The organism is Luteimonas sp. J29 (assembly GCF_000472505.1).
In the GTDB taxonomy this organism is placed as follows: Bacteria; Pseudomonadota; Gammaproteobacteria; order Xanthomonadales; family Xanthomonadaceae; genus Luteimonas.
Map to the genome: position 1 here is coordinate 183,758 of NZ_AWZR01000001.1, position 26,077 is coordinate 209,834.

At 72.3% G+C, this 26,077-nt stretch carries 31 protein-coding genes; 17 read left to right on the forward strand and 14 right to left on the reverse strand.

The features are described from left to right. Window positions 1-9: 9 nt before the first annotated feature. The 4 genes from ctaD to LUTJ29_RS0100760 are packed head-to-tail and all read left to right on the forward strand — an operon-like array spanning window position 10 to window position 3,254. Complete coding sequence (ctaD, locus tag LUTJ29_RS0100745) at window positions 10-1,626, forward strand: cytochrome c oxidase subunit I (protein WP_027070864.1); 1,617 nt, start codon at window positions 10-12, stop codon at window positions 1,624-1,626. A 5-nt stretch (window positions 1,627-1,631) separates the two neighbouring features. Next, the gene (locus LUTJ29_RS18780; protein WP_198012649.1) at window positions 1,632-1,775 is read left to right on the forward strand and encodes a hypothetical protein; all 144 of its coding nucleotides are present in this window, start codon (window positions 1,632-1,634) and stop codon (window positions 1,773-1,775) included. Continuing rightward, window positions 1,772-2,350 carry a cytochrome c oxidase assembly protein gene (locus tag LUTJ29_RS0100755; RefSeq protein ID WP_027070865.1) on the forward strand — a complete coding sequence of 193 codons (579 nt, stop codon included), beginning with the start codon at window positions 1,772-1,774 and terminating at the stop codon, window positions 2,348-2,350. The genes LUTJ29_RS18780 and LUTJ29_RS0100755 overlap by 4 nt, the downstream gene beginning before the upstream one ends. A gap of 25 nt (window positions 2,351-2,375) precedes the next feature. Continuing rightward, window positions 2,376-3,254 (forward strand): cytochrome c oxidase subunit 3, encoded by an 879-nt coding sequence (locus LUTJ29_RS0100760; RefSeq protein WP_027070866.1) that lies wholly within the window; start codon window positions 2,376-2,378, stop codon window positions 3,252-3,254. A 122-nt stretch (window positions 3,255-3,376) separates the two neighbouring features. Here LUTJ29_RS0100760 and LUTJ29_RS0100765 read toward each other — a convergent pair whose 3' ends face one another. Beyond that, on the reverse strand, window positions 3,377-3,607 hold the full coding sequence (locus LUTJ29_RS0100765; protein WP_027070867.1) for a twin transmembrane helix small protein: 231 nt from the start codon (window positions 3,605-3,607) through the stop codon (window positions 3,377-3,379). 65 nt (window positions 3,608-3,672) lie between these two features. Between LUTJ29_RS0100765 and LUTJ29_RS0100770 the strand changes: the two genes are divergently transcribed. From LUTJ29_RS0100770 to cyoE, 4 genes are read left to right on the forward strand one after another with little or no spacing between them, the layout of a single operon-like run. Then, window positions 3,673-4,392, forward strand: a complete 720-nt coding sequence (locus LUTJ29_RS0100770) for an SURF1 family protein (protein ID WP_027070868.1) — start codon at window positions 3,673-3,675, stop codon at window positions 4,390-4,392. After that, window positions 4,389-4,958, forward strand: coding sequence for a hypothetical protein (locus LUTJ29_RS0100775; protein ID WP_027070869.1), 570 nt, complete (start codon window positions 4,389-4,391; stop codon window positions 4,956-4,958). Before LUTJ29_RS0100770 ends, LUTJ29_RS0100775 begins: the two co-directional genes overlap by 4 nt. Further along, a complete protein-coding gene (locus tag LUTJ29_RS0100780; protein WP_043740130.1) occupies window positions 4,958-6,169 on the forward strand; it encodes a COX15/CtaA family protein in 1,212 nt (403 codons plus the stop codon). Before LUTJ29_RS0100775 ends, LUTJ29_RS0100780 begins: the two co-directional genes overlap by 1 nt. A gap of 43 nt (window positions 6,170-6,212) precedes the next feature. Then, window positions 6,213-7,151, forward strand: coding sequence for a heme o synthase (cyoE, locus tag LUTJ29_RS15630; protein WP_043739997.1), 939 nt, complete (start codon window positions 6,213-6,215; stop codon window positions 7,149-7,151). On the opposite strand, the gene LUTJ29_RS0100790 is transcribed toward cyoE, so the two are convergent. From LUTJ29_RS0100790 to LUTJ29_RS0100805, 4 genes are read right to left on the reverse strand one after another with little or no spacing between them, the layout of a single operon-like run. Continuing rightward, window positions 7,144-7,584, reverse strand: a complete 441-nt coding sequence (locus LUTJ29_RS0100790) for a hypothetical protein (RefSeq protein WP_027070871.1) — start codon at window positions 7,582-7,584, stop codon at window positions 7,144-7,146. The two genes, cyoE and LUTJ29_RS0100790, sit on opposite strands and share 8 nt — an antisense overlap. A 41-nt stretch (window positions 7,585-7,625) precedes the next feature. Beyond that, window positions 7,626-8,231, reverse strand: a complete 606-nt coding sequence (locus LUTJ29_RS0100795) for a GyrI-like domain-containing protein (protein ID WP_027070872.1) — start codon at window positions 8,229-8,231, stop codon at window positions 7,626-7,628. Window positions 8,232-8,250: 19 nt separating this feature from the next. After that, window positions 8,251-8,601: a DUF2200 domain-containing protein gene (locus tag LUTJ29_RS0100800; RefSeq protein ID WP_027070873.1), complete on the reverse strand. Its 351-nt coding sequence runs from the start codon at window positions 8,599-8,601 to the stop codon at window positions 8,251-8,253. 26 nt (window positions 8,602-8,627) lie between these two features. Then, window positions 8,628-9,011, reverse strand: coding sequence for a nuclear transport factor 2 family protein (locus LUTJ29_RS0100805; protein ID WP_027070874.1), 384 nt, complete (start codon window positions 9,009-9,011; stop codon window positions 8,628-8,630). A gap of 160 nt (window positions 9,012-9,171) precedes the next feature. Between LUTJ29_RS0100805 and LUTJ29_RS0100810 the strand changes: the two genes are divergently transcribed. After that, window positions 9,172-9,762: a hypothetical protein gene (locus LUTJ29_RS0100810; protein WP_144774609.1), complete on the forward strand. Its 591-nt coding sequence runs from the start codon at window positions 9,172-9,174 to the stop codon at window positions 9,760-9,762. A gap of 11 nt (window positions 9,763-9,773) precedes the next feature. Further along, entirely contained in the window at window positions 9,774-10,757 is a 984-nt protein-coding gene (locus LUTJ29_RS0100815; RefSeq protein WP_027070876.1) for a hypothetical protein, read from the forward strand. Between the two features lie 15 nt (window positions 10,758-10,772). Here LUTJ29_RS0100815 and LUTJ29_RS0100820 read toward each other — a convergent pair whose 3' ends face one another. The 8 genes from LUTJ29_RS0100820 to rpsU form a co-directional block, all read right to left on the reverse strand. Next, window positions 10,773-11,168 (reverse strand): GFA family protein, encoded by a 396-nt coding sequence (locus LUTJ29_RS0100820; RefSeq protein WP_027070877.1) that lies wholly within the window; start codon window positions 11,166-11,168, stop codon window positions 10,773-10,775. Window positions 11,169-11,276: 108 nt separating this feature from the next. Beyond that, window positions 11,277-12,587: a glycosyltransferase gene (locus LUTJ29_RS0100825; protein ID WP_027070878.1), complete on the reverse strand. Its 1,311-nt coding sequence runs from the start codon at window positions 12,585-12,587 to the stop codon at window positions 11,277-11,279. Next, window positions 12,584-14,566: a S9 family peptidase gene (locus LUTJ29_RS0100830; RefSeq protein WP_043739999.1), complete on the reverse strand. Its 1,983-nt coding sequence runs from the start codon at window positions 14,564-14,566 to the stop codon at window positions 12,584-12,586. The genes LUTJ29_RS0100825 and LUTJ29_RS0100830 overlap by 4 nt, the downstream gene beginning before the upstream one ends. A gap of 96 nt (window positions 14,567-14,662) precedes the next feature. After that, a complete protein-coding gene (gene dnaG, locus LUTJ29_RS0100835) occupies window positions 14,663-16,381 on the reverse strand; it encodes a DNA primase (RefSeq protein WP_027070880.1) in 1,719 nt (572 codons plus the stop codon). A gap of 137 nt (window positions 16,382-16,518) precedes the next feature. Continuing rightward, window positions 16,519-17,394, reverse strand: coding sequence for a YihY/virulence factor BrkB family protein (locus LUTJ29_RS0100840; protein ID WP_051322558.1), 876 nt, complete (start codon window positions 17,392-17,394; stop codon window positions 16,519-16,521). A gap of 36 nt (window positions 17,395-17,430) precedes the next feature. Further along, a complete protein-coding gene (locus LUTJ29_RS0100845; protein WP_027070882.1) occupies window positions 17,431-17,931 on the reverse strand; it encodes a GNAT family N-acetyltransferase in 501 nt (166 codons plus the stop codon). A gap of 365 nt (window positions 17,932-18,296) precedes the next feature. Beyond that, the gene (locus LUTJ29_RS0100850) at window positions 18,297-18,743 is read right to left on the reverse strand and encodes a GatB/YqeY domain-containing protein (protein WP_027070883.1); all 447 of its coding nucleotides are present in this window, start codon (window positions 18,741-18,743) and stop codon (window positions 18,297-18,299) included. A 97-nt stretch (window positions 18,744-18,840) separates the two neighbouring features. Beyond that, entirely contained in the window at window positions 18,841-19,056 is a 216-nt protein-coding gene (gene rpsU / locus LUTJ29_RS0100855) for a 30S ribosomal protein S21 (protein WP_027070884.1), read from the reverse strand. Between the two features lie 139 nt (window positions 19,057-19,195). Here rpsU and tsaD point away from each other — a divergent pair, with 139 nt between their 5' ends. The 5 genes from tsaD to LUTJ29_RS0100880 all read left to right on the forward strand — a co-directional run bounded on the left by tsaD (window position 19,196) and on the right by LUTJ29_RS0100880 (window position 23,481). Then, entirely contained in the window at window positions 19,196-20,233 is a 1,038-nt protein-coding gene (gene tsaD, locus LUTJ29_RS0100860; protein ID WP_027070885.1) for a tRNA (adenosine(37)-N6)-threonylcarbamoyltransferase complex transferase subunit TsaD, read from the forward strand. A gap of 74 nt (window positions 20,234-20,307) precedes the next feature. Continuing rightward, window positions 20,308-20,676, forward strand: a complete 369-nt coding sequence (folB, locus tag LUTJ29_RS0100865) for a dihydroneopterin aldolase (RefSeq protein WP_027070886.1) — start codon at window positions 20,308-20,310, stop codon at window positions 20,674-20,676. Next, window positions 20,677-21,945: a mechanosensitive ion channel family protein gene (locus LUTJ29_RS0100870; protein ID WP_027070887.1), complete on the forward strand. Its 1,269-nt coding sequence runs from the start codon at window positions 20,677-20,679 to the stop codon at window positions 21,943-21,945. Window positions 21,946-22,009: 64 nt separating this feature from the next. Further along, window positions 22,010-22,522 carry a 2-amino-4-hydroxy-6-hydroxymethyldihydropteridine diphosphokinase gene (gene folK / locus LUTJ29_RS0100875; RefSeq protein ID WP_027070888.1) on the forward strand — a complete coding sequence of 171 codons (513 nt, stop codon included), beginning with the start codon at window positions 22,010-22,012 and terminating at the stop codon, window positions 22,520-22,522. A gap of 128 nt (window positions 22,523-22,650) precedes the next feature. Further along, on the forward strand, window positions 22,651-23,481 hold the full coding sequence (locus LUTJ29_RS0100880; RefSeq protein WP_027070889.1) for a DUF6159 family protein: 831 nt from the start codon (window positions 22,651-22,653) through the stop codon (window positions 23,479-23,481). A 180-nt stretch (window positions 23,482-23,661) separates the two neighbouring features. Here the strand turns inward: LUTJ29_RS0100880 and LUTJ29_RS0100885 are convergent, their stop codons facing one another. Continuing rightward, window positions 23,662-24,399, reverse strand: coding sequence for a pteridine reductase (locus LUTJ29_RS0100885; protein WP_027070890.1), 738 nt, complete (start codon window positions 24,397-24,399; stop codon window positions 23,662-23,664). A gap of 53 nt (window positions 24,400-24,452) precedes the next feature. Here LUTJ29_RS0100885 and LUTJ29_RS15635 point away from each other — a divergent pair, with 53 nt between their 5' ends. Then, window positions 24,453-25,631, forward strand: coding sequence for an SAM-dependent methyltransferase (locus LUTJ29_RS15635; protein WP_043740000.1), 1,179 nt, complete (start codon window positions 24,453-24,455; stop codon window positions 25,629-25,631). After that, window positions 25,628-26,053: a hypothetical protein gene (locus tag LUTJ29_RS0100895; protein WP_051322559.1), complete on the forward strand. Its 426-nt coding sequence runs from the start codon at window positions 25,628-25,630 to the stop codon at window positions 26,051-26,053. Before LUTJ29_RS15635 ends, LUTJ29_RS0100895 begins: the two co-directional genes overlap by 4 nt. Window positions 26,054-26,077: the final 24 nt, after the last annotated feature.

Below are 26,077 nucleotides of genomic sequence, written 5' to 3' on the forward strand. Positions count from 1 at the left end.
CCGAACGCAATGTCCACGCATACCGCCACCGCCGACCACCACGACGCCCACGACCACAAGCCGGGCTTCGTCGAACGCTGGTTCTTCTCCACGAACCACAAGGACATCGGCACCCTCTACCTGCTCTTCAGCTTCCTCATGGTCATCGTCGGCGCGGCGATGAGCGTGGTGATCCGCACCGAGCTGGCGGTGCCGGGCCTGCAGCACGTCAGCCCGCACTTCTTCAACCAGATGACGTCGATGCACGCGCTGGTGATGATCTTCGGCGCGGTCATGCCGGCCTTCGTCGGCCTGGCCAACTGGATGATCCCGCTGCAGATCGGCGCGCCCGACATGGCGCTGCCGCGCATGAACAACTGGTCGTTCTGGATCCTGCCGTTCGCCTTCACCATGCTGCTGCTGACGCTGTTCCTGCCCGGCGGCGCGCCGGCCGGCGGCTGGACCATGTACCCGCCGCTGTCGCTGCAGGGCGGCGCGAACGTGTCGTTCGCGATCTTCGCGATCCACATGATGGGCATCAGCTCGATCATGGGCGCGATCAACGTGATCGCCACCATCCTCAACATGCGCGCGCCGGGCGTGGACCTGCTGAAGATGCCGATCTTCTGCTGGACCTGGCTGATCACCGCGTTCCTGCTGCTGGCGGTGATGCCGGTGCTGGCCGGCGCGGTCACCATGCTGCTGACCGACAAGTTCTTCGCGACCTCGTTCTTCAACGCCGCCGGCGGCGGCGACCCGGTGATGTACCAGCACATCTTCTGGTTCTTCGGGCATCCCGAGGTCTACATCATGATCCTGCCGGCCTTCGGCATCGTGTCGGAGATCATCCCGACCTTCAGCCGCAAGCCGCTGTTCGGCTACCAGGCCATGGTGTACGCCACCGCCGCGATCGCGTTCCTGTCGTTCATCGTGTGGGCCCACCACATGTTCACGGTGGGCATGCCGCTGGGCGGCGAGATCTACTTCATGTTCGCCACGATGCTGATCTCGATCCCGACCGGGGTGAAGGTGTTCAACTGGGCCTCGACCCTGTGGCGCGGCTCGATCAGCTTCGAGACGCCGATGCTGTGGTCGATCGCGTTCGTGATCCTGTTCACCATCGGCGGCTTCTCCGGCCTGATGCTGGCGATCGTCCCGGCCGACTTCCAGTACCACGACACCTACTTCGTGGTCGCCCACTTCCACTACGTGCTGGTGACCGGCGCGCTGTTCGCGATCATCGCCTCGATCTACTACTGGTGGCCGAAGTGGACCGGGCGCATGTACAACGAGAAGTGGGGCAAGTTCCACTTCTGGTGGACGGTGGTGTTCGTCAACCTGACCTTCTTCCCGCAGCACTTCCTGGGCCTGGCCGGCATGCCGCGCCGCATCCCCGACTACAACGTGGTGTTCGCGGACTGGAACCTGGTCAGCTCGATCGGCGCCTTCGGCATGTTCCTGACGCCGTTCATGATGATCTTCATCTTCGCCCACTCGCTGAAGCACGGGGCGAAGGCCGGCGCCCGCCCGTGGGAAGGCGCGCGCGGCCTGGAGTGGACGGTGCCGTCGCCGGCCCCGCACCACACCTTTGCCACGCCGCCGGCGATCAAGCCGGGCGACCTGGCCCACGACGACGTCACCCACTGAAGGCGATGACCGCGATGACCGCGCCCCGGCACGACGACGAGCGCATTGCGCAGCAGCGCAAGCGCGCCGTGCGCACGGCCGTGGTCGCGGGCGCGATCGCCCTGGCGGTGTACGTGGCGTTCATCCTGTCCGGGGTGGTCGGGCGATGAGCGCGGGCCGCAAGTTCGGGATCGCCAAGCTCCTCGGCGTCTCGCTGGCCGCGTTCGCGTTCACCTTCTCGCTGGTGCCGCTGTACCGGATCGCGTGCGAAAAGGTGTTCGGCATCCGCCTGGAGAACGGCGCCGCCGACGCCAGCGCCATCGCCTCCGCCACGCCGGCCGAGCGCTGGGTGACGGTGGAGTTCGACAGCACCGTGAACTCGAAGCTGCCGTGGGCGTTCGAGCCCAACGCCACCCGCATGCGGGTCAAGGTCGGCGAGCAGTACGAGGCCACCTACGCCGCGCGCAACCGCGCCGACCGCCCGATCGTCGGCAGCGCGACGCCGTCGGTGGCGCCGGCCCGGGCCTCGGGCTACTTCAACAAGACCGAGTGCTTCTGCTTCACCGCCCAGACCCTGATGGCGGGCGAGGAGCGCGACCTGCCGGTGCGCTTCATCATCGATCCGGCGCTGCCGCCGGACGTGCACACCATCACCCTGTCGTACACCATCTTCAAGAACGACGTGCTCACCGAACGCCTCGCCGCGGCGGCGCCGTCGTCCACCGTGCCGCATTCGGCACCCTGACCCAACGCACCCACGGACCTACGTCATGGCCCACACCGCCCACCACGACCCCAACGTCTACTTCGTGCCGCACGGCAGCCGCTGGCCGGTGTTCGCGTCGGTGGCGCTGTTCACCACGATGTTCGGCCTGGCCACGTGGTTCAACGACGTCGGCTGGGGCCGCACCGTGTTCTTCGTCGGCATCGCCGGCCTGGTGTCGATCCTGTTCAAGTGGTTCGCCGACGTGATCCTCGAGTCGGTCTCGGGCTACTACAACAAGCAGGTGGACGTCTCGTTCCGGATGGGGATGGTGTGGTTCATCTTCTCCGAGGTGATGTTCTTCGCCGCCTTCTTCGGCGCGCTGTTCTACACCCGCCAGTTCGCGCTGCCGTGGCTGGGCGGCGAAGGCGACGGCGTCGCGACCAACTACCTGCTGTGGGAAGGCTTCAGCGCCGCGTGGCCGAGCGCGGGCCCGGGCGGCGTCGGCGGCGCCTTCCAGACCATCCCGGCCTGGGGCCTGCCGCTGCTCAACACCCTGATCCTGCTCACCTCGGGCGTGACCATCACCATCGCCCACCACGCGCTCAAGGCCGGCAACCGCGGCCAGCTGCTGCTGTGGCTGGGCGCGACCGTGGCGCTGGGCTGCGTGTTCCTGTTCTTCCAGGCCGAGGAGTACATCCACGCCTACTCCGAGCTCAACCTGACCCTGCGCTCGGGGATCTACGGCTCGACCTTCTTCATGCTCACCGGCTTCCACGGCGCCCACGTGACCCTGGGCACGATCATGCTGATCGTGATCTGGCTGCGCTGCGCCAAGGGCCACTTCACCAAGGAAAACCACTTCGCGTTCGAGGCGGTGGCCTGGTACTGGCACTTCGTCGACGTGGTCTGGCTGGGCCTGTTCCTGTTCGTCTACGTGCTTTGACGGACGACCATGTCGAACCCGGGCCGGGGCCCCGCGAGCGCGGCGGCCCCGGACCACGCGAAGGCGCCGGCATGCCGGCGCTTTTCCGCTTTTATGGCTTCGCCGCGGCGGCCGCCGCCCGCTCAGGGATTGGGGTTTCGGCCCACGCCGTGGAATTCGATCCAGCCCATGTAGTGGGCCAGCACCACCAGCAGGATCAGCACGATCGACAGCGCGATGCGCCTGGTCAGCGCGTTGACGGTGCGCTTGGTCTGGCCCTTGTCGACCAGCATGTAGTACAGCCCCGCGCCCAGGTTCCACAGGATCAGCGCCAGGAAGGCGACGATCACCAGGGTCTTGAGGGAGTCGTTCATCGGCCTGTTCCGGGGCGCGGCATGCGCCGGTCGCGGCCATTATCGCAGTCCGGGAGGAAGGCGGCATGAGGGCGGGCCACGGCCGCGTGCTGGGCTGGGTGCTGGCGCTGGCGGCGATCGCGCTGTTCGCCTCGCTGGGGCGCTGGCAGCTGGGCCGCATGGAACAGAAGCAGGCCATGCTCGACGGGGTCGAACGCACGCTCGCGGCGCGCCACGCGCTGCCGCTGTCGGCGGCCGGCGACCCGGCGCGCGCGCGCGACTTCGACTGGGCGGCCGGCGACGGCGCGTTCGCCGACGCGCCGGCCGTGCTGCTCGACAACCAGCAGCGCGACGGCCGCCCCGGCGTGCGCGCCTACCGGTTGTTCGCGCCCGCGCAGGGCGCGCCGCTGCTGGTCGAGCTCGGCTGGCTGCCGCTGCCGGGCGATCGCACCATGCCGCCGGTGCCGCGGCCCGACGGCGAGCACCAGGTCCAGGGCCTGCTGTTGCCGCCGCCCTCGCCCGGCATCGCCAGCCCGCGGCTGTCGCGCACGCCCGGCGGTGGCGCGGTGGTGTCGACCGCGCTCGACGCGCCCGCGCTTGCCGAGGCGCTGGGCGTCCCGGCGCTGCCGCCGCGCGTGCTCAGGCTCGATCCCGACCTGCCGCTGGGGTTTGCGCGCGACCTCGACGTGCTGCCCAATACGCTCACGCCGCAGCAACACCTGGGCTACGCCGTGCAGTGGTTCGGGTTGGCCCTGGCGGTGCTCGCCACCGCGCTCATCCTCACCTTCCGCCGTCCACGCCGATGAACGCATCCTCCAATCCCGGGCAGCGTGGCCGCAACCGCGCGACGCTGGCCCTGATCGTCCTGCTGTTCCTGGGCACCGCCCTGGCCGCGGCCGCGCTGCGGCTGTCGGGCTGGCGCCCGGAAGGCACGCGCAACCATGGCGAGCTGCTGGATCCGCCCGCCGACCTGCGCCAGGCCACGCTGCGCCTGCGCGACGGCGGCGAGTACGCATGGAACCCGGCCGAACGCACCTGGCGCATCCTCGTCGCGCCGCGCGCGGGCTGCGACGCGCCGTGCGTGGAGCTGTCGCGCCAGATCGACCTGGTGTGGCAACTGTTCGGCCATCGCGCCGACCGCGTGCACGTGCTGTGGGTGGGCGACGCGCCCGCCGGCGCGGTGCGCAACGCGGCCTGGCGCGAGATCGTGCGCGATCCGGCACTGGTCGCGGCGCTGCCGCGCAACGACGACCCGGCCGGGGCGCCGGTGTACGTGGTCGATCCGAACGGTTTCGTGATCCTGCGTTACCCTCCCGGCTTCGACCCGGGCCACCTGCGCGAGGACGTGGCCCGACTGCTCAGGCTCAGATGATGGCAAGTCCCGCTTCCCTCCCGTCGCGTCCGCACGTGTACCGCCACTTCCACCGCATCGCGTGGCTGGCGGTGGCGCTGACGTTCTGCGTGATCGTGTTCGGCGCGTTCGTGCGCCTGTCCGACGCCGGCCTGAGCTGCCCCGACTGGCCGACCTGCTACGGCCGCGCCACCTGGCCGCAGGCGGCGCAGGAAGTGAGCGACCACGCGGCGAGCGCGATCCGCCCGTTCGAGGACCACAAGGCCTGGCGCGAGCAGGTGCACCGCCACCTCGCCGCCTCGCTCGGCGTGCTGGTGCTGGTGCTCGCGCTGCTCGCCGTGCGCCGGCGGCGGTTCGGCATCGCCCTGGTGCTGGGCGCGTCGGCGCTGGTGGCGGCGGCGGTCCCGATGTACATGCGCGGCCTGGTGGTGCCGGCGCTGCTGGTCGCGGGGGCCGGAGAGGCCCTCCTGCTGGGCGCCGCGCTGGCGTGGATGCGCGCCAACCGCACGGTCGCCGGGCGCGACCTCGCGCCGGTGGGCGCGCTGGCGCTGGCGGTGGTGGTGTTCCAGGCCCTGCTCGGCAAGTGGACGGTCACCATGCTGCTCAAGCCGGTGATCGTGATGGGCCACCTGCTCGGAGGCATGCTCACCTTCTCGCTGCTCGCCTGGATGGCCTGGCGCGCCACCCACCTGCCGGTGGTGCATGCCGACGCCGTGGTGCTCCGGCGCTGGCTCGTCGCGGCGATCGCGGTGCTGGGGGTGCAGATCGCGCTCGGCGGCTGGGTCAGCGCCAACTACGCCGCGCTGTCGTGCGGCGCCGGCGGCTGGACCACGCCCGAGCCGCACTACCTCGATTTCCCGAAGTGCGTCGGCCAGTGGTGGCCGCCGGCCGACTTCCGCGAGGGCTTCGTGCTCTGGCGTGGCGTGGGCGTGGACTACGAGGGCGGGGTGCTCGACGGCGCGGCCCGCATCGCGATCCAGCTCGCGCACCGGATGTTCGCGGTCGCCGCCGCCGGCGTGCTGCTGGCGCTGGCCTGGCGCCTGTCGCGCACGCCGGGCCTGCGCGGCTGGTCGCTGGTGCTGGTGCTGCTCACGCTCGGCCAGGTGCTGCTGGGCGTGCTGAACGTCAAGCTGTCGCTGCCGCTGCAGGTGGCGGTGATGCACAACGGCGGCGCCGCGCTGCTGCTGTTCGTGCTGGTGTCGCTGCTGGCGCGGCTGCAGCGCGCGACGTGAGGCGCATGGCCGCGAACCCGCGCGTGGCGCCGTGGGAGGCGTGATGGGCACCGGACGCGCCTTCCTCCTCGGCCAGTACTGGGCGCTGACCAAGCCACGGGTGGTCGCGCTGATCGTGTTCACCGCGCTGGTGGGCATGTTCCTGGCCGTGCCGGGACTGCCGCCGCTGCGCCAGACCGTGTTCGGCCTGCTCGGCATCTGGCTCGCCGCCGCCTCGGCCGCCGCGATCAACCACCTGATCGACCAGCGCATCGACAAGGTGATGGCGCGCACCGCCGACCGCCCGCTGGCGACCGGCGCGCTGCGGCCGGCCCAGGTGCTGGCGTTCGCGGCGTTCCTCGGCGCGGCCTCGATGGCGATGCTGGTCGCGCTGGTGAACCCGCTGACCGCGGCGCTCACCTTCGCCTCGCTGATCGGCTACGCCATCGTCTACACCGGCTTCCTCAAGCGCGCCACGCCGCAGAACATCGTGATCGGCGGCATCGCCGGCGCCGCGCCGCCGCTGCTGGGCTGGGCCGCCGTGACCAACATGGAAGGGCAGTGGGACTGGGCCCACGCCCTGCTGCTGGTGCTGATCATCTTCGTCTGGACCCCGCCGCACTTCTGGGCGCTGGCGATCTTCCGCCGCGCCGACTACGCGCGCGCGCTGGTGCCGATGCTGCCGGTGACCCACGGCGTGGAATACACGCGCTGGCAGATCCTGTTCTACACCGTGCTGCTGTGCGTGGTCACGGTGCTGCCGGTGGCGATCGGCATGAGCGGCCTGTTCTACCTCGGCGGCGCCGTGGTGCTGGGCCTGGCCTTCCTCTGGTACGCCTGGCGGCTGCTCGACCCGCCCGACGAGCTGTTCGCGATGAAGGTGTTCAACTACTCGGTCGTGTACCTGATGGCGCTGTTCGCCTTCCTGCTGCTCGACCACTGGCTGCTGCCGTGGCTGGAGCCGGCCGCGGCGCCGGCGCTGCGGCTCGAACGCATCAGCTGATCGGCCCGAAGCGCTGGCGCAGGAACCTCGCCGCCGCCGCCGACAGCCCGGCGATCTTGGGCGTGGCCTGGCGGTAGAACTTGAAGTTCAGCTCGGTTTCCGGGCGGCCATCGTCCCAGTCGCAGAACCGGCGCAGCGTGTCCGGCGACAACGGCCGGCGAACCGGCGCGTCGCGGCGGACGCGGATGCTGACCCGCGGCGTCTCGCGGGCCACGCCGGGCGTTCGCGGCAACGGCTCGGCCCAGGTGACCGTGCCCATCGCGACCAGGCCCGGGCCGTCGCCGGGTCCCTCGGCGAACACGAACAGGGTGTCGCCCGCGGCGATCGCCTTGCCGCCGTACATGGTCTTACAGGCGCTGAACGCGAACTCCGCCGCATGCGCGTCGTCGAGGCGGGCCTTGATCGCGAATGCGCGCTCGTTGCCTGCGGCCATCGGATTCCTCCCGCGTCCAGGGTGCCTGCGCCGCGGTCCGCTCACGCCATCGGCTGGCGGATGATCGTGCGCCACTTCGCCGGATCGGCGCGGCGCACGTCGCTCAGGTAGATCTCGTGGTGCCTGCCGGCGAGCCGGCCACGCCCGGCAATGAAGTCGTGCACGCGCGCGATGGTCGGCCCCTCCTCGCTGAACGGGCCGACGTGCAGGACCTGGGCGCAGCGTCCTTCCGTGAACGCCTCGAGCCGCAGCCGGTCGAGACCGGGCGGGGCCTTCTTCGCCCGGACCTGTGCGATCGCGGCGTCGAGCAGCGCGTCGTCGACGAAGTCCGGCTGCAGGGCCATCATCGTCCAGCGCCAGCGCGCCCGGTCGTTCGCGGCGAACACGGCGTGGTCGTCCGCCCACCACAGCCCTTCCAGCGGCATCACCGCGTAGTCCGGGCCGCCCGCCTTCTTCAGCATGAACTTCGCGGCGTACGAAACCGAGAACAGCGCCTCCACCGCTTCGGCATAGGCCGGCTCGGTGTTCGGATCGCCCTGGCCGTCCACCATCAGGAATCGCAGCGTGGGGACGTGCACCTCCACCACCTGTTTCGCCGGGGCCGTGTAGAGGTGGCGCAGCTCGCGCTTGAGGTCGATCTTGGTCATGGGGCGGCAGGATCGTGGATCAGCTGCGCAGGATCTTCTCCATCGGCTTGCCCTTCGCCAGCTCGTCGACGAGCTTGTCGAGGATCCGGATCCTGCGCATCAGCGGGTCGGCGACCTCCTCCACGCGCACCCCGCACACCACGCCGGTCACCCGGTCGGCGGCCGGGTTCATCGCCGGGGCCTGGGCGAAGAAGGTCTCGAGATCGTGTTCGTGTTCGATCTGCCGCTGCAGGCCCGCATGGTCGTAGCCGGTCAGCCAGCGGATCACCCGGTCGACCTCGTCCCGGCTGCGACCCTTGCGCGTGGCCTTCTGCACGTAGAGCGGGTGGACGCTCGAGAACTTCATCCTGAACACGCGTTGGGGATCCATGCCTGCCTCCTCGTGGCTGCGCCGGCTCAACCGCGGTCGATGATCGCCGCGATCCGGTCGCCGTCGAAATGGAACTCGGTCGTCCCCTCCAGCGCGAGCTCGGTGCCCGCCGGCGGTCCGTCGGGCAGGTCGACGGCCAGGCGGCCGCGCCAGGCGATGCGGGCGGTGGCCGCGGCGGGCGCGAGGTCGAGCCCGAGCAGGCGCTGCTCGCGCTCGGCGAACAGGGTGCAGGCCTGTTCGGCCAGCGCGCGGAACTGGGCGATGCCGTCCGCCTGCGCGGTGAGCCGGCCGCCGGAGTGGTTCTCGAAGCGCACGCCCGGCGCCAGCAATGCCAGCATCGCGTCCACGTCGAAGCCGTTGTAGGCCGCCAGGTAGCGCTCGACCAGCGCCCGATGCCCGGAACCGTCCATCGTCTCCTCCCTGTGCGTGGCCACGCGCCGCCCCGCCGGCGCCGGTCCGGCGGGCCGAGCACATGGTAGCGACTGCGCGCGCAGGTTGCGCGGCGGCGTTGACGGGAGGGACGCCGGCTCTGCTAACGTTGCCTCGCCGGCGTGCCGACAGGGGGAGATGATGACCGGACGCTTCTTGCCGCGGCGCGGGCGCGTGCCGCTCCTGCTGCTGTGCCTGCTCTGCGCCATGCCGGCGTGGGCGGAGACGCACTACTTCTGCTACATCAAATCGGCGAACGGCGATCCCATCGGCTACTACATGTCGCCGGTGCTGACCACCGCGCACGAGCGCATCGAGGACATCCAGACCGCCTCGAAGTTCTCCGAGTACCTGAGCGACAACGACTACCGAATAGCCGCGGCGACGCGGAACATCGGCTGCGTGTCGAGCCAGAACGCCGGGTATGTCCGCCAGCAGCATGCCGAGTTCCCCACCAGGTACGCAGGCATGCAGCTTGTTGGCTGGCCCGGGCTTCCGGTGCCGGAAAAGCCCAAGGAGGAGCTGCCCTCCGGCCCGTACATCATCATCGAGGAAGCCGAGAGCTACGTGATCCCGGCCGAAGTGCTCGAGGCGCAGAGACTCGCCGACGAACGCAAGCGGGCCGCCGTGCTTGCGCGGATCCTCGCGCAGCAAGCGATGCGCGACGCGGAGCTCGACGCCATGATGCGCGAGGCCAATGAACGCGCGCGGCGCCGCGGGCGGATGCAGTGAGGCGGCGCGCGTTGCAGGTCGCCTGGCTGCTCGCACTGTGCCTGCTGGCCGGCCTGGCGGCCGCGCAGACCGCCGCGCCGATCCGGCTCAACCAGCGGGTGCAGGGCACGGTCTCGGCCGACGGCGGCAGTTTCCACGCCTTCGCCGCCGTCCACGCGACCAGGGTGCGGCTGGTGCTGGAGCTGCCCGACGCGCTGGGCGCGGTCACCCTGTACGACGGCAAGGGCGAGGAGATCGCCTTCGCCGAAGGGCGTGGCGAGGTGGAGCTGTTGCACACCCTCGCGGCGGACGGCATCTACCTGGTCGGCGTGACCGGCCTGGAGCCCGGCGCCCGCTACCGGCTGACGCTGGCCGCGCAGGAGCCGCGCACCGTCTACCTGTACGACGACGTGCCCGAGCCCATCGTGGACGCGTGGGCCGAGCCGGCCCGCGAGTCGGCGACCGCCGCCGTCACGCCGGAGCGGCGGCAGGAGGTCCCCGTCGCCCGGAAGAAGGTGCTGGTGACGGACGACCCGACCGGCGCGGACGACGCGGCGGGCTTGGGCACTGGCCAGGCCGTCGCCGACGATGCCGTCGATCCCGCGACCTGGGGCGCCTACGCCCGCCTGGTCGGCCGCCGCACCGCCGCCCCCGGCCGCTTCCGCAACCAGCTGGCGTGGACCTGGGCCCGCCCCGGCGAGGTGCTGCACGAGGACTGGTACGACAGCCGCGGCAGGCACCTGGGCACGGTCGTCATCACCCGCGGCGGGCAGCCGGGCGAATTGCTGCTGCGCTCGGGCCTGTTCGGCGACAAGGAGTGGCGCGGGCGGGTGGATGGCGACGGAAGCATCACCTTCGTCGGCACGCGGCTGACCAAGCTTCCGTTCGTGGTCGACCTGGCGCCAGACGGCGCCTATCGCTCGCGCACCGCGAAGGTGGATGGCGACGACCGCGCGGTGTCGATCGTGCCCGCGGACGACGGCAACACCTGGCCGCTGGCGCCCGCCGACGGCTGAGGCGTCGCGACGACGTCAGGCGATGCGCGCGATGCCGTCGGGCAGCCCCACCCGGGGGTGCCGGCGTTCCTCGTACACCGGCACCGTCGGCGGCGGGAAGCCGGGACCGGCGAAGGCGCCGACCGGGAGCGCGACCAGTCCAGGCCGCGCCTCGGGCACGTAGTACACGCTATCGCCGCACACCGGGCAGAAGTGGAAGCGCGCGCGGCCGCCCCCGTCGCCAATCCGAACGTACGCCGTGCTGCGCCCCGACACCTTCACCGCGTCGGCCGGGAACTGCGCTTGCACCGCGAACGCGCTGCCGCTGCGCCGCTGGCACGCGAGGCAATGGCAGACGGACACGCGCACCGGTTCGGCGCGCACGGTGGCGGCGAGCTGGCCGCAGGTGCAGGAGGCCGTCCGGATCGTCATCGCGTGGCCTCGTGAGGATGTTCAAGCCGGCGCGGCCGGCGGCGGCGCGCCGGTCGCGGCCGGCGATGCCTTCGCACAGGTCGCAGGGATCGCGGACGGGAAGTTCGATCATGGCCTGTCCTCCGTGCCGGATGCGCCGGCAAAGCGCTGTTCGATCAACCGCACCGCGGTGGCCACGCCGTCCTCGCGCGCGACCCGTGCGCCCAGCGTGCGCGCCCGGCGCGCCATCGCGTCCGAAGCGGCCACCTGCGCGATCGCATCGGCGAGGCGGCGTGCGGTGAGGCCGCGGCGCCACAGCGGGCGCCCGCCGACGCCGGCCCGCCGCAGCGCGCCTGCCCACATCGCCTGTTCCGGGATGTGCGCCACCACCACGGAGGGGACGCCTGCGCGCAGCGCGGCGTGCGAGGTGCCCGCGCCGCCGTGGTGCACCACCAGCGCGCAGCGCGGAAAGACCTCGCCGTGCGCCGCGGATCCGACCAGCAGGACATCGTCGTCCGCGCGCAGCCCCGCCGCCTCCCAGCCGGGCGCCTGCACCACCGCGCGCAGCCCGGCGCGCCGCGCCGCCTCCACCAGCAGGGCGACCGTCTCGCGCAGGTCGCTGCCCGCCATCAGGCTGCCGAAGGTCAGGTACGCCGGGGGCGGGCCGTCGGCGAGGAAGCGTTCGAGCGCCGGCGGCACGCCGCCTTCGACCGGCGCGGCCAGGTCCAGCGCGCCGCTGACGTGCACGTGCGCCGGCCAGTCCGGCGCGGGCGGGCAGAGCACCGGGCTGCAGGCGAGCAGGGTGAGCTGCGGCGAGTTCCAGACCCGGTCGAGCAGGTCGCCGGCGGGCGCCAGGCCATGCCGCGCGCGCATCCGGTCCACGTCGCGCTTCATGCCGTGGTCGAGGACGAAGCGCGCCGCGCGCCAGGCGAGGCGGTTGCCCGCGTGGCCGAGGTCGGGCAGGCCCATCGGCGGGCGATACGCGGACGGCAGTGCGACCGGCGCCAGCGCCACCGCCGCCCAGTCGCGGCCGTGGCGATCGGCGGCGGCCTGGAGCGGATGCAGGACGTGGTGCCCCACCACCAGGTCGTGGCCGGCGCACAGGCGCTCCGCGGCTTCGAACATGGCCTCCTCGGCCGGCAGCAGGATGCGCTCGAACATCCGCCGCGCCTGCCGCGCCGGATTGCGGATACGCTCGAGCTCGCGGCCGATGCGCGCGAGCTCCGCGCGGTCGCCGACCACCGGCGAGGCCACGTCCTCGAGCCGGAACGGCAGCCGCGGGGCCAGCACCGCGTAGCGCGCGCTGTCCACGCAGGTCACCGCCAGCGTCACCGCGTGCCCGGCCGCGTGCAGCCCGTGCGCCAGCGCCAGGAACGGGCGCACGTCGCCGTGGCTGCCCCAGGTCTGGAGCCCGATCCGCATCGCCGGCGCGCGGGTCACTCGTCCAGCAGGTGCCGCTGCCAGAACAGCACCGAGGCCGCGCCGAAGTAGTCGCTGTTGGCCTTCTTGCGGAAGCCGTGGCCTTCGTCGTTGAACATCAGGAACCAGACCGGGCGGCCATTGGCGCGCACCGCGGCGACGATCTGCTCGGCCTCGGTGTACGGCACGCGCGGGTCGTTGCGGCCCTGGGCGACGAACAGCGGCGCATCGATGCGGTGCGCGTTCTTCAGCGGCGAGATCCGGTCGAACACGGCGCGCATCTCCGGGTCGCGCTCGTCGCCGTACTCGGCGCGGCGCAGGTCGCGGCGGTAGTCCTCGGTATTGGTGAGGAAGGTGGTGAAGTCCGAGATGCCGACGATGTCGATGCCGGCGCGGATCCGGTCGCTGTAGTGCATGAGCGAGGCCAGCACCATGTAGCCGCCGTAGCTGCCGCCGGTCACGCCCACGCGCGAGGCGTCGAGCTCGGGCTGCTGCGCGATCCAGTCGAGCAGGGCGCCGATGTCCCGGACCGAGTCCTCGCGCTTCTCCGCGTTGTCCAGCGTGAGCCAGGTCTTGCCGTAGCCCGACGATCCGCGCACGTTCGGCACCAGCACCGCGACGCCCAGCTCGTCGAGCAGGAACTGGGTGCCGGCGTTGAAGCCAGGGCGCGCCTGCGACTCGGGGCCGCCGTGGATGCTGATCACGACCGGGTAGCCGCTGGCGGGGGCGGGCTTCGACGGGCGGTAGTAGAACGCCGGGATCGTGCGCGGCTGGCCGTCGACGCTGTCGAAGGTCGGATAGCGCACCAGCGTCGGCGCCACGAAGCGGCTGGTGTCGAGGCCGCCGACCTCGCTCTTCGTCCAGCGTTCGATGCGACCGCCTTCCAGGTCGATCACGTACGCGTCGCTGGGGGAGGTGGCGGTGTTGAGCGTGACCGCCAGGCGGCGGCCGTCGGGCGAGAACTCCAGCCCGCCCACCAGGCCGACCGGCAGCTCGGGCAGCGCGACCGGCGCATGCGCGGGCAGGGCCAGCACGGTCAGGCGGTGGATGCCGTCCTCGTTGGTGACGTAGGCCAGGTGGCGGCCGTCGGTCGACAGGTCGAACGCGTCCACGTCCCAGTCCGGCGTGCTCAGTTGCCGCGGCGCATCCATCCCCGGCGCATGGAAGCGCAGCGTGCGGAACTCGCTCTCCGTGCCTCCGAGCGGTTCGTCGGAAACGAAGTACACCCCCTTGCCGTCGGGCGCGTAGCGCAGGCCGCCGAACGCGGCCTTGCCGCCCTCGACCGGGAACAGGCGCAGCGTGCCGCTGGCCAGGTCCGCTTCGCCCGGGTACGCCTCGTTGGCCGAAACGTACTTCATCACCAGCAGCCGGCTGCCGTCGGGCGAGAAGTCCTGCGCGCTCCACGCCCCGCCCTGCTGCACCAGCACGCGCGACTGGCCGCTGGCGAGGTCGCGGACCCACACGTCGTGGTCGCGGCCGGTGCGCGCGGTGCTGCTCCAGGCCATCAGGCGGCCGTCGCGGCTGAACACCGTGCCGCTGTTCTGGCTGCGCCCGCCGTCGGTGAGCAGGGTGGCCTCGCGGTCCTGCAGATCGAACCAGTACAGCTGCGAGAACTCGTCGCCACCGCGGTCCTTGCCGAACACGAAGCCCTCGCGCGCCGCCCCGGGCGGCGCGACCGAGACCCCGCCGACCGGTTCGGGATAGAAGGTGAGCTGCTCGCGCATGCCCAGCGGCTCGCACACGCGGTGGACCTGGCTGGTCTCGGCGAAGCGGGTGCCGACGAGCAGGCAGCCTTCCGACGTCCAGCCGGCGACGCCGGCGCCGCGCGTGTTCTGGTAGCGGCTGAGGCGCTCGACCAGGTCGGCCGGGATCGCGGGGATGTTCTCGGTGATCCGGTTGCCCTCCTCCCTGCGCTCGACGGCGGAGGGCGACTGGGCGAGGGCGGGCAGGGCAAGGGCCAGGCCCAGGGCGAGGCCGGCGGTGGACGGGGACAGGCGCATGGAAGGCTCCCGGGAAGACGGTAGGGTCAGGCTAATCCAGATCGGGTTGCGGGGGCTGCGCCGGCGCGACGGAACCAGCCGCCCGCCGCCGCCGTCCTACCTCCGCGCCTGCAGCAGCTCCCGCAGCTCCGCCTTGTCCGCCTCGTCCAGGCCGCCGCCGCGCTGCTTCTCCCGCAGCTCGTCGATGCGCTGGTCGATGGTCTGCCGGTCGAGCTGGGCGATGGCGTCGAGGAATTCCTCGCGCCAGGTGCTGCTGTCGCCAGGCAGGTCCTGGCTGGCCAGCTTCTGCAGCGCCGCGCCTTCCTCGCGGTCGGCGAAATGCTCGAGCAGGGCGCCGGTGGTGATCTCCGGGCGCGTGCTGACCAGCGCGATCAGCTCGGTGAGCAGGTCGATGCCCGGCTGGCGCAGGCCGACGAACCGGTACGGCGGCGCCAGCTCCAGCGCCAGCGACGGCTGCTGCAGCAGCAGCGCGATCGCGCTGCGCACCATGCTCCGCCGCGGCGGCGCCAGCGGCCGGCTGCCGCGGCCGCGCACCGGCGCGGACGGCGCCGCGGCGGGCTTCGCCTGCAGGCCGGTGATGTCCGCCAGCCGCTGCTGCATCAGGTCGCCGAAGGCGCCGTCGGGGATCTGCGCCAGCAGCGGCCGCGCGCGTTCGGCCAGGCGCGCGCGGCCGTCGAGCGTGGACAGGGACACGCCCTCGGACAGGGTGTCGAAGAAGAACCGGGAGAGCGGCGTCGCCTGCTGCAGCCGCGCCTCGAATCCTTCCGCGCCCTCGCGGCGCACGATGCTGTCCGGGTCCTCGCCGTCGGGCAGGAACAGGAAGAACGCCTGGCGGCCGTCGCGCATGCGCGGCAGCACCGACTCCACCGCCTTCCACGCCGCGGAGCGCCCGGCGCGGTCGCCGTCGAAGCAGAAGTACACGTCGGGCGCGTTGCGGAACAGCAGCTCGGCGTGGTCGGGCGTGGTCGCGGTGCCGAGCGTCGCCACGGCCTGCGCCACGCCGTGTTCGAACAGCGCGACCACGTCCATGTAGCCCTCGACCACCACCAGCCGCGCGATCTTCTGGTTGGCCTGGCGCACCTGCCACAGCCCGTACAGCTCGCGGCCCTTGTGGAACAGCGGCGTCTCGGGCGAGTTGAGGTACTTGGGGCTGTCCTCCTTGCGCAGCACCCGGCCGCCGAAGGCGATCACGCGCCCGCGCCGGTCGTGGATCGGGAACATCACCCGGTCGCGGAACTTGTCGTACACGTGGCCGCGATCGTTCTTCGACAGCAGCCCGGCGCGCTCGAGCAGGTGCAGGCGGCGCGGGTCGGTGCCGAGCGCGTCCTTCAGCGCCGAGAAGCCTTCCGGCGCGTAGCCGATCCCGAACTGCGCGCGCACCGCCTCGCCCACGCCGCGTTCGTCGAGGTAGGCGCGCGCGCGGTCGCTGCCGGCCAGCTGGCGCTGGAAATAGCGCGCCGCCGCCTCCAGCGCGTTGTACAGGTCCAGGCTCTCGGGGTTGGCGTTGCGCTGGCGGGTCTCGCGCGGCACTTCGAGGCCGGCCTTGCGCGCCAGTTCGTCCACGGCGTCGAGGAACTCGAGCCGGTCGTACTGCATCAGGAACGAGATCGCGGTGCCGTGCGCGCCGCAGCCGAAGCAGTGGTAGAACTGCTTGGTCGGCGAGACCGTGAACGAGGGCGAGCGCTCGTCGTGGAACGGGCAGCGCGCCGAGTACTCGCGGCCCTGGCGCTTGAGCGGCACGCGGGCCTGGATCACCTCGACGATGTCGGTGCGCGCGAGCAGCTCGTCGATGAAGGCGTCGGGGATGCGCGCCACCGCTCAGGCCCTCCGCGCGCGCGCGCGGCCGTGCGTGACGCCGCCCGGGGCGGCGCCGCTGCAGCGGTCGGGTGCGTCTGGGGTCCGGGACACCGCGCCATGATCGCATCCCCGGCGCGGGGCGGGGACGGGCCGGCTCAGGCCGGGCCCGCGCCAGCGGCCTTGCGGGCTTCGCGCCGCGCGTCCACCCGTTCGTCGATCAGCGCCGTCACCATGGCGCCGGCGAAGAACACCACCGCCGCGTAGTACATCCACACCAGCAGGATCACCAGGGTGCCCATCGAGCCGTAGGCGCTGCCGGGCGCGGCGTGGGCGATGTACAGGCCGATGGCCCAGCGCCCGACCACGAACAGCAACGAGGTGATCGCGCCGCCGAGGAACGCCTGGCGCCAGCCCACGCGCCGGTCCGGGAGGAAGTGGTACATCAGGGCGAAGGCCAGCGAGTACAGCGCCAGTGCGGCCAGGTTGCCCAGCACCGGCAGGGTCGGCGAACCGGCGAACAGCACCTCCAGCGTCGTGGTCAGCGCCGCCGAGACCACCAGCAGGAAGCCCAGCGCGAGCACCACGCCGAACGAGAACACCCGCTTGCGCAGCCAGGCCTGCAGGCCGAGCCGGCGCGCGTCGGTGCGGAACACCAGGTTGAGCGTGGTCTGCAGCCGCGCGAACACCGCGGTCGCGCCGGCGAACAGCAGCAGGGTGCTCCACAGGCCGGCCAGCGAACCCACGTCCGGCCGCGCCCGGGCGTTGCGCAGCACGGTGGCCGCGACCTCCTGCGCGCCAGTGCCGGCCAGCGCGCCGAGCTGCGCCATCAGCTCCTCCTGCGCGGCCGGGTACAGCGACGCGCCCAGCCACAGCAGCAGCACCAGCAGCGGCGCCAGCGAGAGCAGGGCGAAGAACGCCAGCGAGGCGGCGTGGGTGAGGATGTCGATCTCGACGAAACGGCGCGCGAACTGGACCGGCGGCGTCCGCTGCAGGCGGTCGATGCGGGCTTGGAGCGTCGGAGGCAGGCGCATCCCGGGCATGGTCGGGGTCCCGGCGTCGCGGCGGCGTCAGCGGCCCGCGTCGGCGGCGGCCAGCCGCGCCAGCGCCTCGCCGGCCACGCGCTGGGTGGTCCAGCCGTCCATGCCGACCGCGCCGAGGCTGCGGTAGAAGGCGATCGCCGGGGCGTTCCAGTCCAGCACCGCCCACTCGAAGCGACCGCAGCCGCGTTCCACGGCCAGCCGCGCGAGGTGGACCATCAGCCGCCGCCCGATGCCGAGGCCGCGGAAGCGCGGCTCGACGAACAGGTCTTCCAGGTACAGGCCGGGCCTGGCCAGGAAGGTGGAATAGGTGTGGAAGAACAGGGCGAAGCCGGCGACCGCGCCGTCGACCTCGGCCATCACCACCTCGGCGCAGGGCGCGGGTCCGAACAGGGTGTCGGCGAGCCTGTCCTCGTCGGCTTCGACCTCGTGGGCGAGCCGCTCGTACTCGGCCAGCGCGCGGATCAGCTCGAGGATCCTGGGCACGTCCCCGCGATGCGCGGGGCGCAGGACGATGTGGGGAGTCTGCATCCGCGCGATTGTGCGGCATCGGCGTCCGGTCGCGCGTCCCGGGCCGGGATGCCGCCCTGCCGCGACGGCGCCGAAGGGCCCTGGCGCCAGGGCCCTGGAGGGTGCTCCCTCCGGTCGGACGTCCTGCCCGGGCCGCGGCCGGGGCATGTCCCCGTACCGCTTGCATCCCCCCGGGCCGCGTCGCTGCCGAACACGGCGCGGGATGCGTGGCTTCGATGGCAGGAACGGCCGGTTCCCGCCCCGCGAGGCTGCCGTAGGAGCGGCTTCAGCCGCGACCAGGAAGGCGTCAGCCGTCCGGATATCCGGGCGCGCCGGTCGCGGCTGAAGCCGCTCCTGCAGGGGGGCGCGGAAGCGGCAGGGCGGGCTCAGCCCGCCAGCGCCTTCTTCACCAGGGCCGAGACCTGGCCCATGTCGGCGCGGCCGGCCAGCTTCGGCTTGAGCACGCCCATCAGCTTGCCCATGTCGGCCGGGCCGCTGGCGCCGGTGGCGGCGATGGCCGCGTCGATCTCGGCCTGGATCTCGGCCTCGCCCAGCTTCTCGGGCAGGTAGGCCTCGATCACCGCGATCTCGGCGCGCTCGATCGCGGCCAGGTCCTCGCGCCCGGCGGCGGCGTACTGGCTCACCGAATCCTTGCGCTGCTTGACCATCTTCTCCAGCACCGCCAGCACGGCCGCGTCGTCGAGCTGGATGCGCTCGTCCACCTCGCGCTGCTTGATCGCGGCGTTGATCAGGCGGATCACGCCCAGGCGCTCCTTCTCGCCGGCCTTCATCGCGGCCTTCATGTCGTCGGTCAGTCGCTGCTTGAGGGACATGCTGCTCTCCGGTGCGGATTGCGGAAGTTCAGTGGGGCAGAAACACAAAAAGCCGGCCACGCTCGCGCGTGCCGGCTTACGGTGGTGCCACGGCGGCTCAGTACAGGCGCTGGCGCTTGGTGACGTCGCGCGCGACGCGGCGCGCCTGGCGCTTCACCGCGGCCGCGGCCTTGCGCTTGCGCTCCTGGGTCGGCTTCTCGTAGTACTCGCGCTTGCGGGTCTCGGCGAGCACGCCGGCCTTCTCGCAGGTGCGCTTGAAGCGACGCAGGGCAAACTCGAACGGCTCGTTTTCGCGGACTTTGACGCTGGGCATGGGAATCTCGGTTCCTGGGTCACCGGCCGGCGGCCGGGCTGGGGCGAACGGATCGTTCGCTTGCGCCTGGTCCCCTGACCGGGCGAGCCGCGTATGATAACTGCCTGACTTGCAACGGCGCAAGCCGCCTCCCGCCCCCATGAAGGTCCTCGGCATCGAATCGAGCTGCGACGAGACCGGCGTGGCCGTCTACGACACGGCCCTGCCCGGCGCGGCCGGCCTGCGCGCCCACGCGGTCTACAGCCAGGTGGCCCTGCACGCCGGCTACGGCGGGGTGGTGCCCGAGCTGGCCAGCCGCGACCACGTCCGCAAGCTGCTGCCCCTGGTCCGCCAGACCCTGTCCGGGGCCGGACTGGGGGTGGGCGACCTCGACGGGGTGGCCTACACCGCCGGCCCCGGCCTGGTCGGGGCCCTGCTGGTGGGCGCGGCGGTGGCCCGGTCCCTGGCCTGGGCGCTGGAGGTGCCGGCGATCGGGGTCCACCACATGGAGGGCCACCTGCTGGCCCCGCTGATGGAGGACGACCCCCCGGTCCCGCCGTTCGTGGCCCTGCTGGTGTCCGGCGGCCACACCCAGCTGGTGGCCGTGGACGGGATCGGCCGCTACCGGCTGCTGGGCGAGACCCTGGACGACGCCGCCGGCGAGGCCTTCGACAAGACCGCCAAGCTCATGGGCCTGCCCTACCCGGGCGGTCCCCAGCTGGCCGCGCTGGCCGAACAGGGCCGGGCCGGGGCCTACCGCTTCTCGCGCCCGATGACCGACCGCCCCGGCCTGGACTTCAGCTTCAGCGGGCTCAAGACCCAGGTGCTGCTGGCCTGGCAGCAGTCCGACCGGTCGGCGCAGACCCGGGCCGACATCGCGCGCGGCTTCGAGGACGCGGTGGTCGAAACCCTGGCGATCAAGTGCGAGCGCGCGCTGGACGCGGCCGGCAGCGACGTGATCGTGGTGTCCGGCGGCGTCGGCGCCAACCGCCGCCTGCGCGCGCGGCTGCAGGAGATGGCCGCGGCCCGCGGCGGCCGCGCCTGCTTCCCGCGCCCGGCGCTGTGCACCGACAACGGCGCCATGATCGCCTTCGCCGGCGCGCTGCGCCTGGCCGCCGGCCAGCACGACGGCCTGGAGATCAACGCCGTGCCGCGCTGGGACATGGCCACGCTGCCGCCGGTGGCCGCGGCCGCGTGAGCGCACGCAACGCGCCGACGCGCCCTGCGGACCGGTTTCCCTCCACCACGCCGACCTCGGCGACAATGCCCGCCATGGACAAGGTTTTCATCGAGGGCCTCGAGATCGACGCCCTGATCGGGATCTACGACTGGGAGCGGCGGATCCGCCAGACCCTGGTGTTCGACCTCGAGATGGCGTTCGACAACCGCGTGCCCGCCGCCAGCGACGACATCGCCCGCACGCTCGACTACAAGGCGGTGAGCAAGCGCCTGATCGAGTACGTCTCGCAGTCGGACTTCGGCCTGGTCGAGACCCTGGCCGAGCGCTGCGCGCGGATCGTGATGGAGGAGTTCAACGTGCCCTGGTTACGATTGAAGCTCAGCAAGCCGGGTGCGGTGCGCGGCGCGCGCGCGGTCGGCGTCATCATCGAACGCGGCGACGCGCCACACGGGAACGGATAGTTGCAGCCACACCTCGAATACCTGCGCACGGCGCTCGCGCCGTACCCCTGGGCCTACACCCTGGCCGTGGTCGCGGCGCTGCTGCTGGCGGCGTGGCTGGCCAACTGGGTCACCAAGCGGATCCTGCTGCGCGGCATCCAGCGCCTGCTGGCCGCCACCGCGGCGCGCGGCGAGGCCGAGGGCCGCCAGGTGCGGATGCGGGTGATCCCGCGCCTGGCCAACGTGGTGCCGGCGATCGTGATCGCGGTCGGCGTGGGCATGGTGCCGGACCTGCCGCCGCAGCTGGCCACGGTGCTGCGTTCGCTGTGCCAGGCCTTCATCGTGCTGACCCTCGCGCTGGCGGTGTCGCGCGCGCTGGACGTGGCCAACGAGGTCTACGAGCGCCGTCCCGACGCGCGCAACCGGCCGATCAAGGGCTACCTGCAGGTGGCCAAGATCATCATGTTCGCGCTGGTCGCGATCTCGATCGTGGCCACCCTGGCCGGGGTCCAGTTCCTGCACGTGCTCACCGGCCTGGGCGCCGCGACCGCGGTGCTGATGCTGATCTTCCAGGACACCATCCTGTCGCTGGTGGCCAGCGTGCAGATCAGCAACGACGGCCGGGTGCGCATCGGCGACTGGATCGAGATGCCGTCGCAGAACGCCGACGGCGACGTGATCGACATCGCCCTGCACACGGTGACGGTGCAGAACTGGGACAAGACCATCACCACGGTCCCGACCAAGAAGCTGATCAGCGAGTCGTTCAAGAACTGGCGCGGGATGAGCGAGTCGGGCGGGCGCCGGATCAAGCGCGCGCTGTACCTGGACCAGCGTTCGGTGCGCTTCCTCGACGACGAGGAGGTGGCGCGGATGCGCCGCTTCACGCTGATCGACGACTACCTCGACCGCAAGGCGGCCGAGCTGCGCGACTGGAACGCGCGCCTGGCCGAGCGCGGCGCCGAGCCGGTGAACCGGCGCCGGGTCACCAACCTCGGCACCTTCCGCGCCTACGTCGAGCAGTACCTGCGCCACCATCCGTCGATCCACCAGGGCATGACCCTGCTGGTGCGGCAGCTGCAGCCCACCGCCGAGGGCCTGCCGCTGGAGGTGTACTGCTTCACCAACGACGTGCGCTGGGCGGCGTACGAGGGCATCCAGTCGGACATCTTCGACCACCTGCTGGCGATCCTGCCCGAGTTCGACCTGCGCGTGTTCCAGAGCATGGGCGACGGTCCGCTGCAGGTCGACCTGCGCCGGGAGCAGGCCGTTCCCGCGCCCGCCGGCTGAGCCGCACGGCACTCGCCGCGCCGCGGCCGGATGCGCGATGATGTGCGCCCTCCCGGAGCGCGCCATGCACACCGCCTACCTCAGCCTCGGCAGCAACCTCGAGCCCGGTCGGCACCTGCGCGCGGCGGTGCACGCGCTGCGCGAGCGCTTCCCCGGGGTGCGGGTGTCGCCGTTCTACCGCTTCCCGGCGGTGGGCTACGACGGGCCGGACTTCGTCAATGCCGCGGCGGTGCTCGAGACCGACCTCGACGCGCACGCGCTCAACGCCTGGCTGCACGCGCTCGAGGACGCGCACGGCCGCGACCGCAGCGGCCCGCGCTACAGCGACCGCACCCTCGACATCGACATCGTGCTGTTCGACGACCTGGTCGCCGAAGGCCCGGGCCCGGCCACGCCGACCGGCACCACGCCGGTGCTGCGGGTGCCGCGCGACGAGCTGCGCCACGCCTTCGTGCTCAAGCCGCTGGCCGACATCGCCCCGGACGCCCGCCACCCCGTGTCGGGCCAGCGCATCGGCGCGCTGTGGGCGGCACATCCCGACCACGACGTCGCGTTCGAGCCGGTCGCGCTGGCCTGAGGCCGCCGGGGGACGCCGGCGGCCGGTCACATCCGCGCCGCCGGCCCCGTCGTGTCATGGCAATCCCGCCTTGCCGCCGCCGGCAAGCGGCGGCAGGATTCGACCGGCAAAGGGGAGGAGGACACGCCATGTTCGACAAGGTTTCGCGCAGCTGGGAACTGGTCAAGGCCAGCGCTTCGGTGCTGCGATCGGACAAGGAGCTGATGCTGTTCCCGGTGATCTCCGGGCTCGTCACCCTCGTGGTCGCGGCCACCTTCCTGGTGCCGGCGATCGCGCTGAAGCTCTTCGCCAACGGCGTCGGCGTGGGCGGCGTGCTGCTGGGCTTCCTGTTCTACTTCGTCCAGTACAGCATCATCATCTTCTTCAACTGCGCCCTGGTGGGGGCGGCGATGATCCGGCTCGACGGCGGCGATCCCACGCTGGCCGACGGCCTGCGCGCCGCGCGTGCGCGGCTCCCGTCGATCCTGGGCTACGCGGCGATCGCCGCCACGGTCGGCGTGCTGCTGCAGGGCCTGAAGAACAGGGACAACTTCCTGGTGCGGATCATGGCCGGCGCGCTCGGCGCGGCCTGGACCCTGGCCACCTTCCTGGTGGTGCCGGTGCTGGTCTCGCGCGACGTCGGCCCGATCGACGCGCTCAAGCAGAGCGTGGCCCTGCTCAAGCGCACCTGGGGCGAGAATGCGGTCGGCCAGGTGGGCATCGGCGCGGCATTCGCCGTGGTGAGCATCGGCATGCTGGTGCTCGGCCTCGCGCTGATGGGGCTCGCGGCCCAGGTGTCGGTGGCGCTGGGGGTCGCGGTGCTGGTGCTGTTCGTGGTCGCGCTGCTGCTGGTGGGCGTCTACCAGGCAGCGCTGAGCGGCATCTACTCCGCAGTCCTCTATCGCTACGCCGTCTCCCACGAAACGCCGGACGCCTTCCGCGGCGCGGATCTGGAGCACGCGTTCCTGCCGAAGGATTGAGGCTCTGGTCGCGGCTGAAGCCGCTCCTACAGAATGCGTGCGCCTTGTAGGAGCGGCTTCAGCCGCGACCCACGGAACCATCCACCCGTCCCCGGCTCCCCGAAGCCGCTCCCGCAACGCGACCCTGGACGTGTCCCTGTAGGAGCGGCGTCAGCCGCGACCCCAGGTGCCCACCACCCCTCACACCGGCTCCCGCCCGCCGTCCACCGCCACCACCGTGCCGGTCGTGTAGCCGGCATCGCGCAGCAGCCACAGCGCGGTGTCGGCGATCTCCTCCACCGTGCCGGTGCGGCCGAGCGCGGTGCGCGCCAGGATCCGCGCCTGCAGCGCCGGGTCCGGCGCGTCCTCGGGCCACAGGATCGCGCCGGGCGCGAGCGCGTTCACCCGCACTTCGGGCGCCAGCGCCACCGCCAGTGCCCGGGTCATCGCCTCCAGCGCGCCCTTGCTGGTCGCGTAGGCCGCTAGGTCGGCGCGCGGCTGGCGCGCGTAGACGTCGCTGATGTTCAGGATCGCGCCGCGCGCGGCGCGCAGGTGCGGGGCCGCGGCCTGGGACAGGAAGAACGGCGCGCGCAGGTTGGCGGCCAGCAGCGCGTCCCACTGGTCCGGCGTCACCGTGCCGAACGGCGTGAGGAAGAAGGCCGCGGCATTGTTCACCAGCGCGTCGAGCCGGCCGAACCGGCCCACCGTGCGCGCCACCAGCTCGGGCAGGGCGTCGAAGCGCGCCAGGTCCGCCTCCACCACCAGGCTGCTGCCGGGGCGCGCCTGCTCGAGGTCCGCGGCCAGCGCGTGCGCCGCGCCGGCCGAGTGGCGGCAGTGCACGGCCACCGCGTAGCCGGACGCGTGCAGCCGGCGCACGATCGCGGCGCCGAGGCGGCGTGCGCCGCCGGTGACCAGGGCCACGGGAATCGGTTGCGGCATGGCGGGCTCCGGATTGCCGTTATCCTGTCGCATTGTCGCCGCAGACGCCGCCGATGTCCGACCACACGCTCCCGGAAGAAGCCTTCGCGCACAGCCAGCGCCTGCAGGCCCTGATCCGGGAGCAGATCGCCGCCGCCGGCGGCGCGATCCCGTTCTGGCGCTTCATGGAGCTGGCGCTGTACGCGCCGGGACTGGGCTACTACAGCGCCGGCGCCACCAAGTTCGGGCCGGCGGGCGACTTCGTCACCGCGCCCGAGCTCGGCCCGCTGTTCGCCGAGTGCGTGGCCATCGCGCTCGCCCCGGCGCTGCGCCGGCTCGGAGCGCAGGCGCGCTTCTTCGAGATCGGCGCGGGCAGCGGCCGCTTCGCGGGCGACGTGATCGCGCTGCTGCGCGAGCTCGACGCGCTGCCCGGGCGCTACGCCATCCTCGAACCCAGCGCCGACCTGCGCGAGCGCCAGCAGGCCTACCTCCGGGCGACGCTGCCGGCCGGGGACTTCGCGCGCGTGGAGTGGATGCAGGGCCCGATGCCGGACGACTGGGACGGGGTGCTGTTCGCCAACGAGGTGCTCGATGCGCTGCCCACGCCCCGGTTCGCGATCCAGGGCGGCGAGGTGTTCGAGGAGCACGTCGCGATCGACGGCGACGGCTTCCGCATCGTCGAGCGGCCCGCCGACGCCCTGCTCACCGCCGCGGTGCGCCACGTCGAGAGCCAGCTCGACGGTCCGTTCGCCGACGGCCACCGCGCCGAACTGCTGCCGCAGCTGCCGTACTGGCTGCAGGCCGTGGCCGGCGGGCTGAAATCGGGCGCGATGCTGTTCGTCGACTACGGCTATCCGCGGCGCGAGTACTACGACCCGCGAAGGCGCGACGGCACCCTGCGCGCCTTCCACCGCCACCGCCTGGTCGAGGACGTGCTCGCGCGCCCCGGCCTGCAGGACATCACCGCCTCGGTCGATTTCACCGCGCTGGCCGAGGCCGGCACCGGGGCCGGGTTCGATCTCGCCGGCTACTGCACCCAGGCCTGCTTCCTGATCGCCAACGGCCTCGAACGGCGGCTGGCGGCGCACGAGGCGCGCGCGCCCGGCGAGGCCGAGCGCTACGCGCTGCGCCAGCAGGCCAAGCTGCTCACGATTCCCGGCGGCATGGGCGAGCGCTTCCAGGTGATGGGCTTCGCGCGCGACGTGCCGCTCGAAGCGGCGTTCGTGTTCGGCGACCTGAGCCACCGCCTGTGAGCCGGCGCCCGCGTCCCCGCTACCGGCCCGGCGGCTCGCTCAAGCCGCTGCGCCACGCCTGGCTGTGGGCGACGCTGTGGTGCCTGGCGATCGCGGGCGTGGTGGTGTTGTCGCTGATGCCGCCGCCGCCGATGCCCGACTTCGACCAGAGCGACAAGTGGTCGCATTTCCTCGCCTACTGCGCGCTGGCCGCGGGCGCCGTGCAGCTGTTCCGCAACTGGCCGGCGCTGCTGGGCGCCGGCCTCGGCCTGGTGCTGCTGGGCATCGGCCTGGAATACGCGCAGGGCAGCCTCACCGCCACCCGCATGGCCGATCCCGACGACGCGCTGGCCAATACGCTCGGCGTCATCGCCGGACTCGCCACGCGGCTCACGCCGCTGCACGACCTGCTGCTGCGCGTCGACGGACGGCGCGAGGACTGAGCCGGCGCCCGCGCGGGGCGCCGG

Bases quoted from the DNA above. Each gene is read 5' to 3' on its own strand.
- LUTJ29_RS15635 (WP_043740000.1), top strand. From the start codon at position 24,453: ATGTCCGACCACACGCTCCCGGAAGAAGCCTTCGCGCACAGCCAGCGC.
- LUTJ29_RS0100805 (WP_027070874.1), bottom strand. From the start codon at position 9,011: ATGGACGGTTCCGGGCATCGGGCGCTGGTCGAGCGCTACCTGGCGGCC.
- LUTJ29_RS0100790 (WP_027070871.1), bottom strand. From the start codon at position 7,584: ATGGCCGCAGGCAACGAGCGCGCATTCGCGATCAAGGCCCGCCTCGAC.
- LUTJ29_RS0100840 (WP_051322558.1), bottom strand. From the start codon at position 17,394: ATGCGCCTGCCTCCGACGCTCCAAGCCCGCATCGACCGCCTGCAGCGG.
- LUTJ29_RS0100830 (WP_043739999.1), bottom strand. From the start codon at position 14,566: ATGCGCCTGTCCCCGTCCACCGCCGGCCTCGCCCTGGGCCTGGCCCTT.
- LUTJ29_RS0100760 (WP_027070866.1), top strand. From the start codon at position 2,376: ATGGCCCACACCGCCCACCACGACCCCAACGTCTACTTCGTGCCGCAC.
- LUTJ29_RS0100885 (WP_027070890.1), bottom strand. From the start codon at position 24,399: ATGCCGCAACCGATTCCCGTGGCCCTGGTCACCGGCGGCGCACGCCGC.
- LUTJ29_RS0100845 (WP_027070882.1), bottom strand. From the start codon at position 17,931: ATGCAGACTCCCCACATCGTCCTGCGCCCCGCGCATCGCGGGGACGTG.
- LUTJ29_RS18780 (WP_198012649.1), top strand. From the start codon at position 1,632: ATGACCGCGATGACCGCGCCCCGGCACGACGACGAGCGCATTGCGCAG.
- LUTJ29_RS0100765 (WP_027070867.1), bottom strand. From the start codon at position 3,607: ATGAACGACTCCCTCAAGACCCTGGTGATCGTCGCCTTCCTGGCGCTG.
- LUTJ29_RS0100755 (WP_027070865.1), top strand. From the start codon at position 1,772: ATGAGCGCGGGCCGCAAGTTCGGGATCGCCAAGCTCCTCGGCGTCTCG.
- tsaD (WP_027070885.1), top strand. From the start codon at position 19,196: ATGAAGGTCCTCGGCATCGAATCGAGCTGCGACGAGACCGGCGTGGCC.
- LUTJ29_RS0100850 (WP_027070883.1), bottom strand. From the start codon at position 18,743: ATGTCCCTCAAGCAGCGACTGACCGACGACATGAAGGCCGCGATGAAG.
- LUTJ29_RS0100795 (WP_027070872.1), bottom strand. From the start codon at position 8,231: ATGACCAAGATCGACCTCAAGCGCGAGCTGCGCCACCTCTACACGGCC.
- rpsU (WP_027070884.1), bottom strand. From the start codon at position 19,056: ATGCCCAGCGTCAAAGTCCGCGAAAACGAGCCGTTCGAGTTTGCCCTG.
- ctaD (WP_027070864.1), top strand. From the start codon at position 10: ATGTCCACGCATACCGCCACCGCCGACCACCACGACGCCCACGACCAC.
- folB (WP_027070886.1), top strand. From the start codon at position 20,308: ATGGACAAGGTTTTCATCGAGGGCCTCGAGATCGACGCCCTGATCGGG.
- cyoE (WP_043739997.1), top strand. From the start codon at position 6,213: ATGGGCACCGGACGCGCCTTCCTCCTCGGCCAGTACTGGGCGCTGACC.
- folK (WP_027070888.1), top strand. From the start codon at position 22,010: ATGCACACCGCCTACCTCAGCCTCGGCAGCAACCTCGAGCCCGGTCGG.
- LUTJ29_RS0100820 (WP_027070877.1), bottom strand. From the start codon at position 11,168: ATGACGATCCGGACGGCCTCCTGCACCTGCGGCCAGCTCGCCGCCACC.
- LUTJ29_RS0100800 (WP_027070873.1), bottom strand. From the start codon at position 8,601: ATGGATCCCCAACGCGTGTTCAGGATGAAGTTCTCGAGCGTCCACCCG.
- LUTJ29_RS0100810 (WP_144774609.1), top strand. From the start codon at position 9,172: ATGACCGGACGCTTCTTGCCGCGGCGCGGGCGCGTGCCGCTCCTGCTG.
- LUTJ29_RS0100775 (WP_027070869.1), top strand. From the start codon at position 4,389: ATGAACGCATCCTCCAATCCCGGGCAGCGTGGCCGCAACCGCGCGACG.
- LUTJ29_RS0100880 (WP_027070889.1), top strand. From the start codon at position 22,651: ATGTTCGACAAGGTTTCGCGCAGCTGGGAACTGGTCAAGGCCAGCGCT.
- LUTJ29_RS0100780 (WP_043740130.1), top strand. From the start codon at position 4,958: ATGGCAAGTCCCGCTTCCCTCCCGTCGCGTCCGCACGTGTACCGCCAC.
- LUTJ29_RS0100770 (WP_027070868.1), top strand. From the start codon at position 3,673: ATGAGGGCGGGCCACGGCCGCGTGCTGGGCTGGGTGCTGGCGCTGGCG.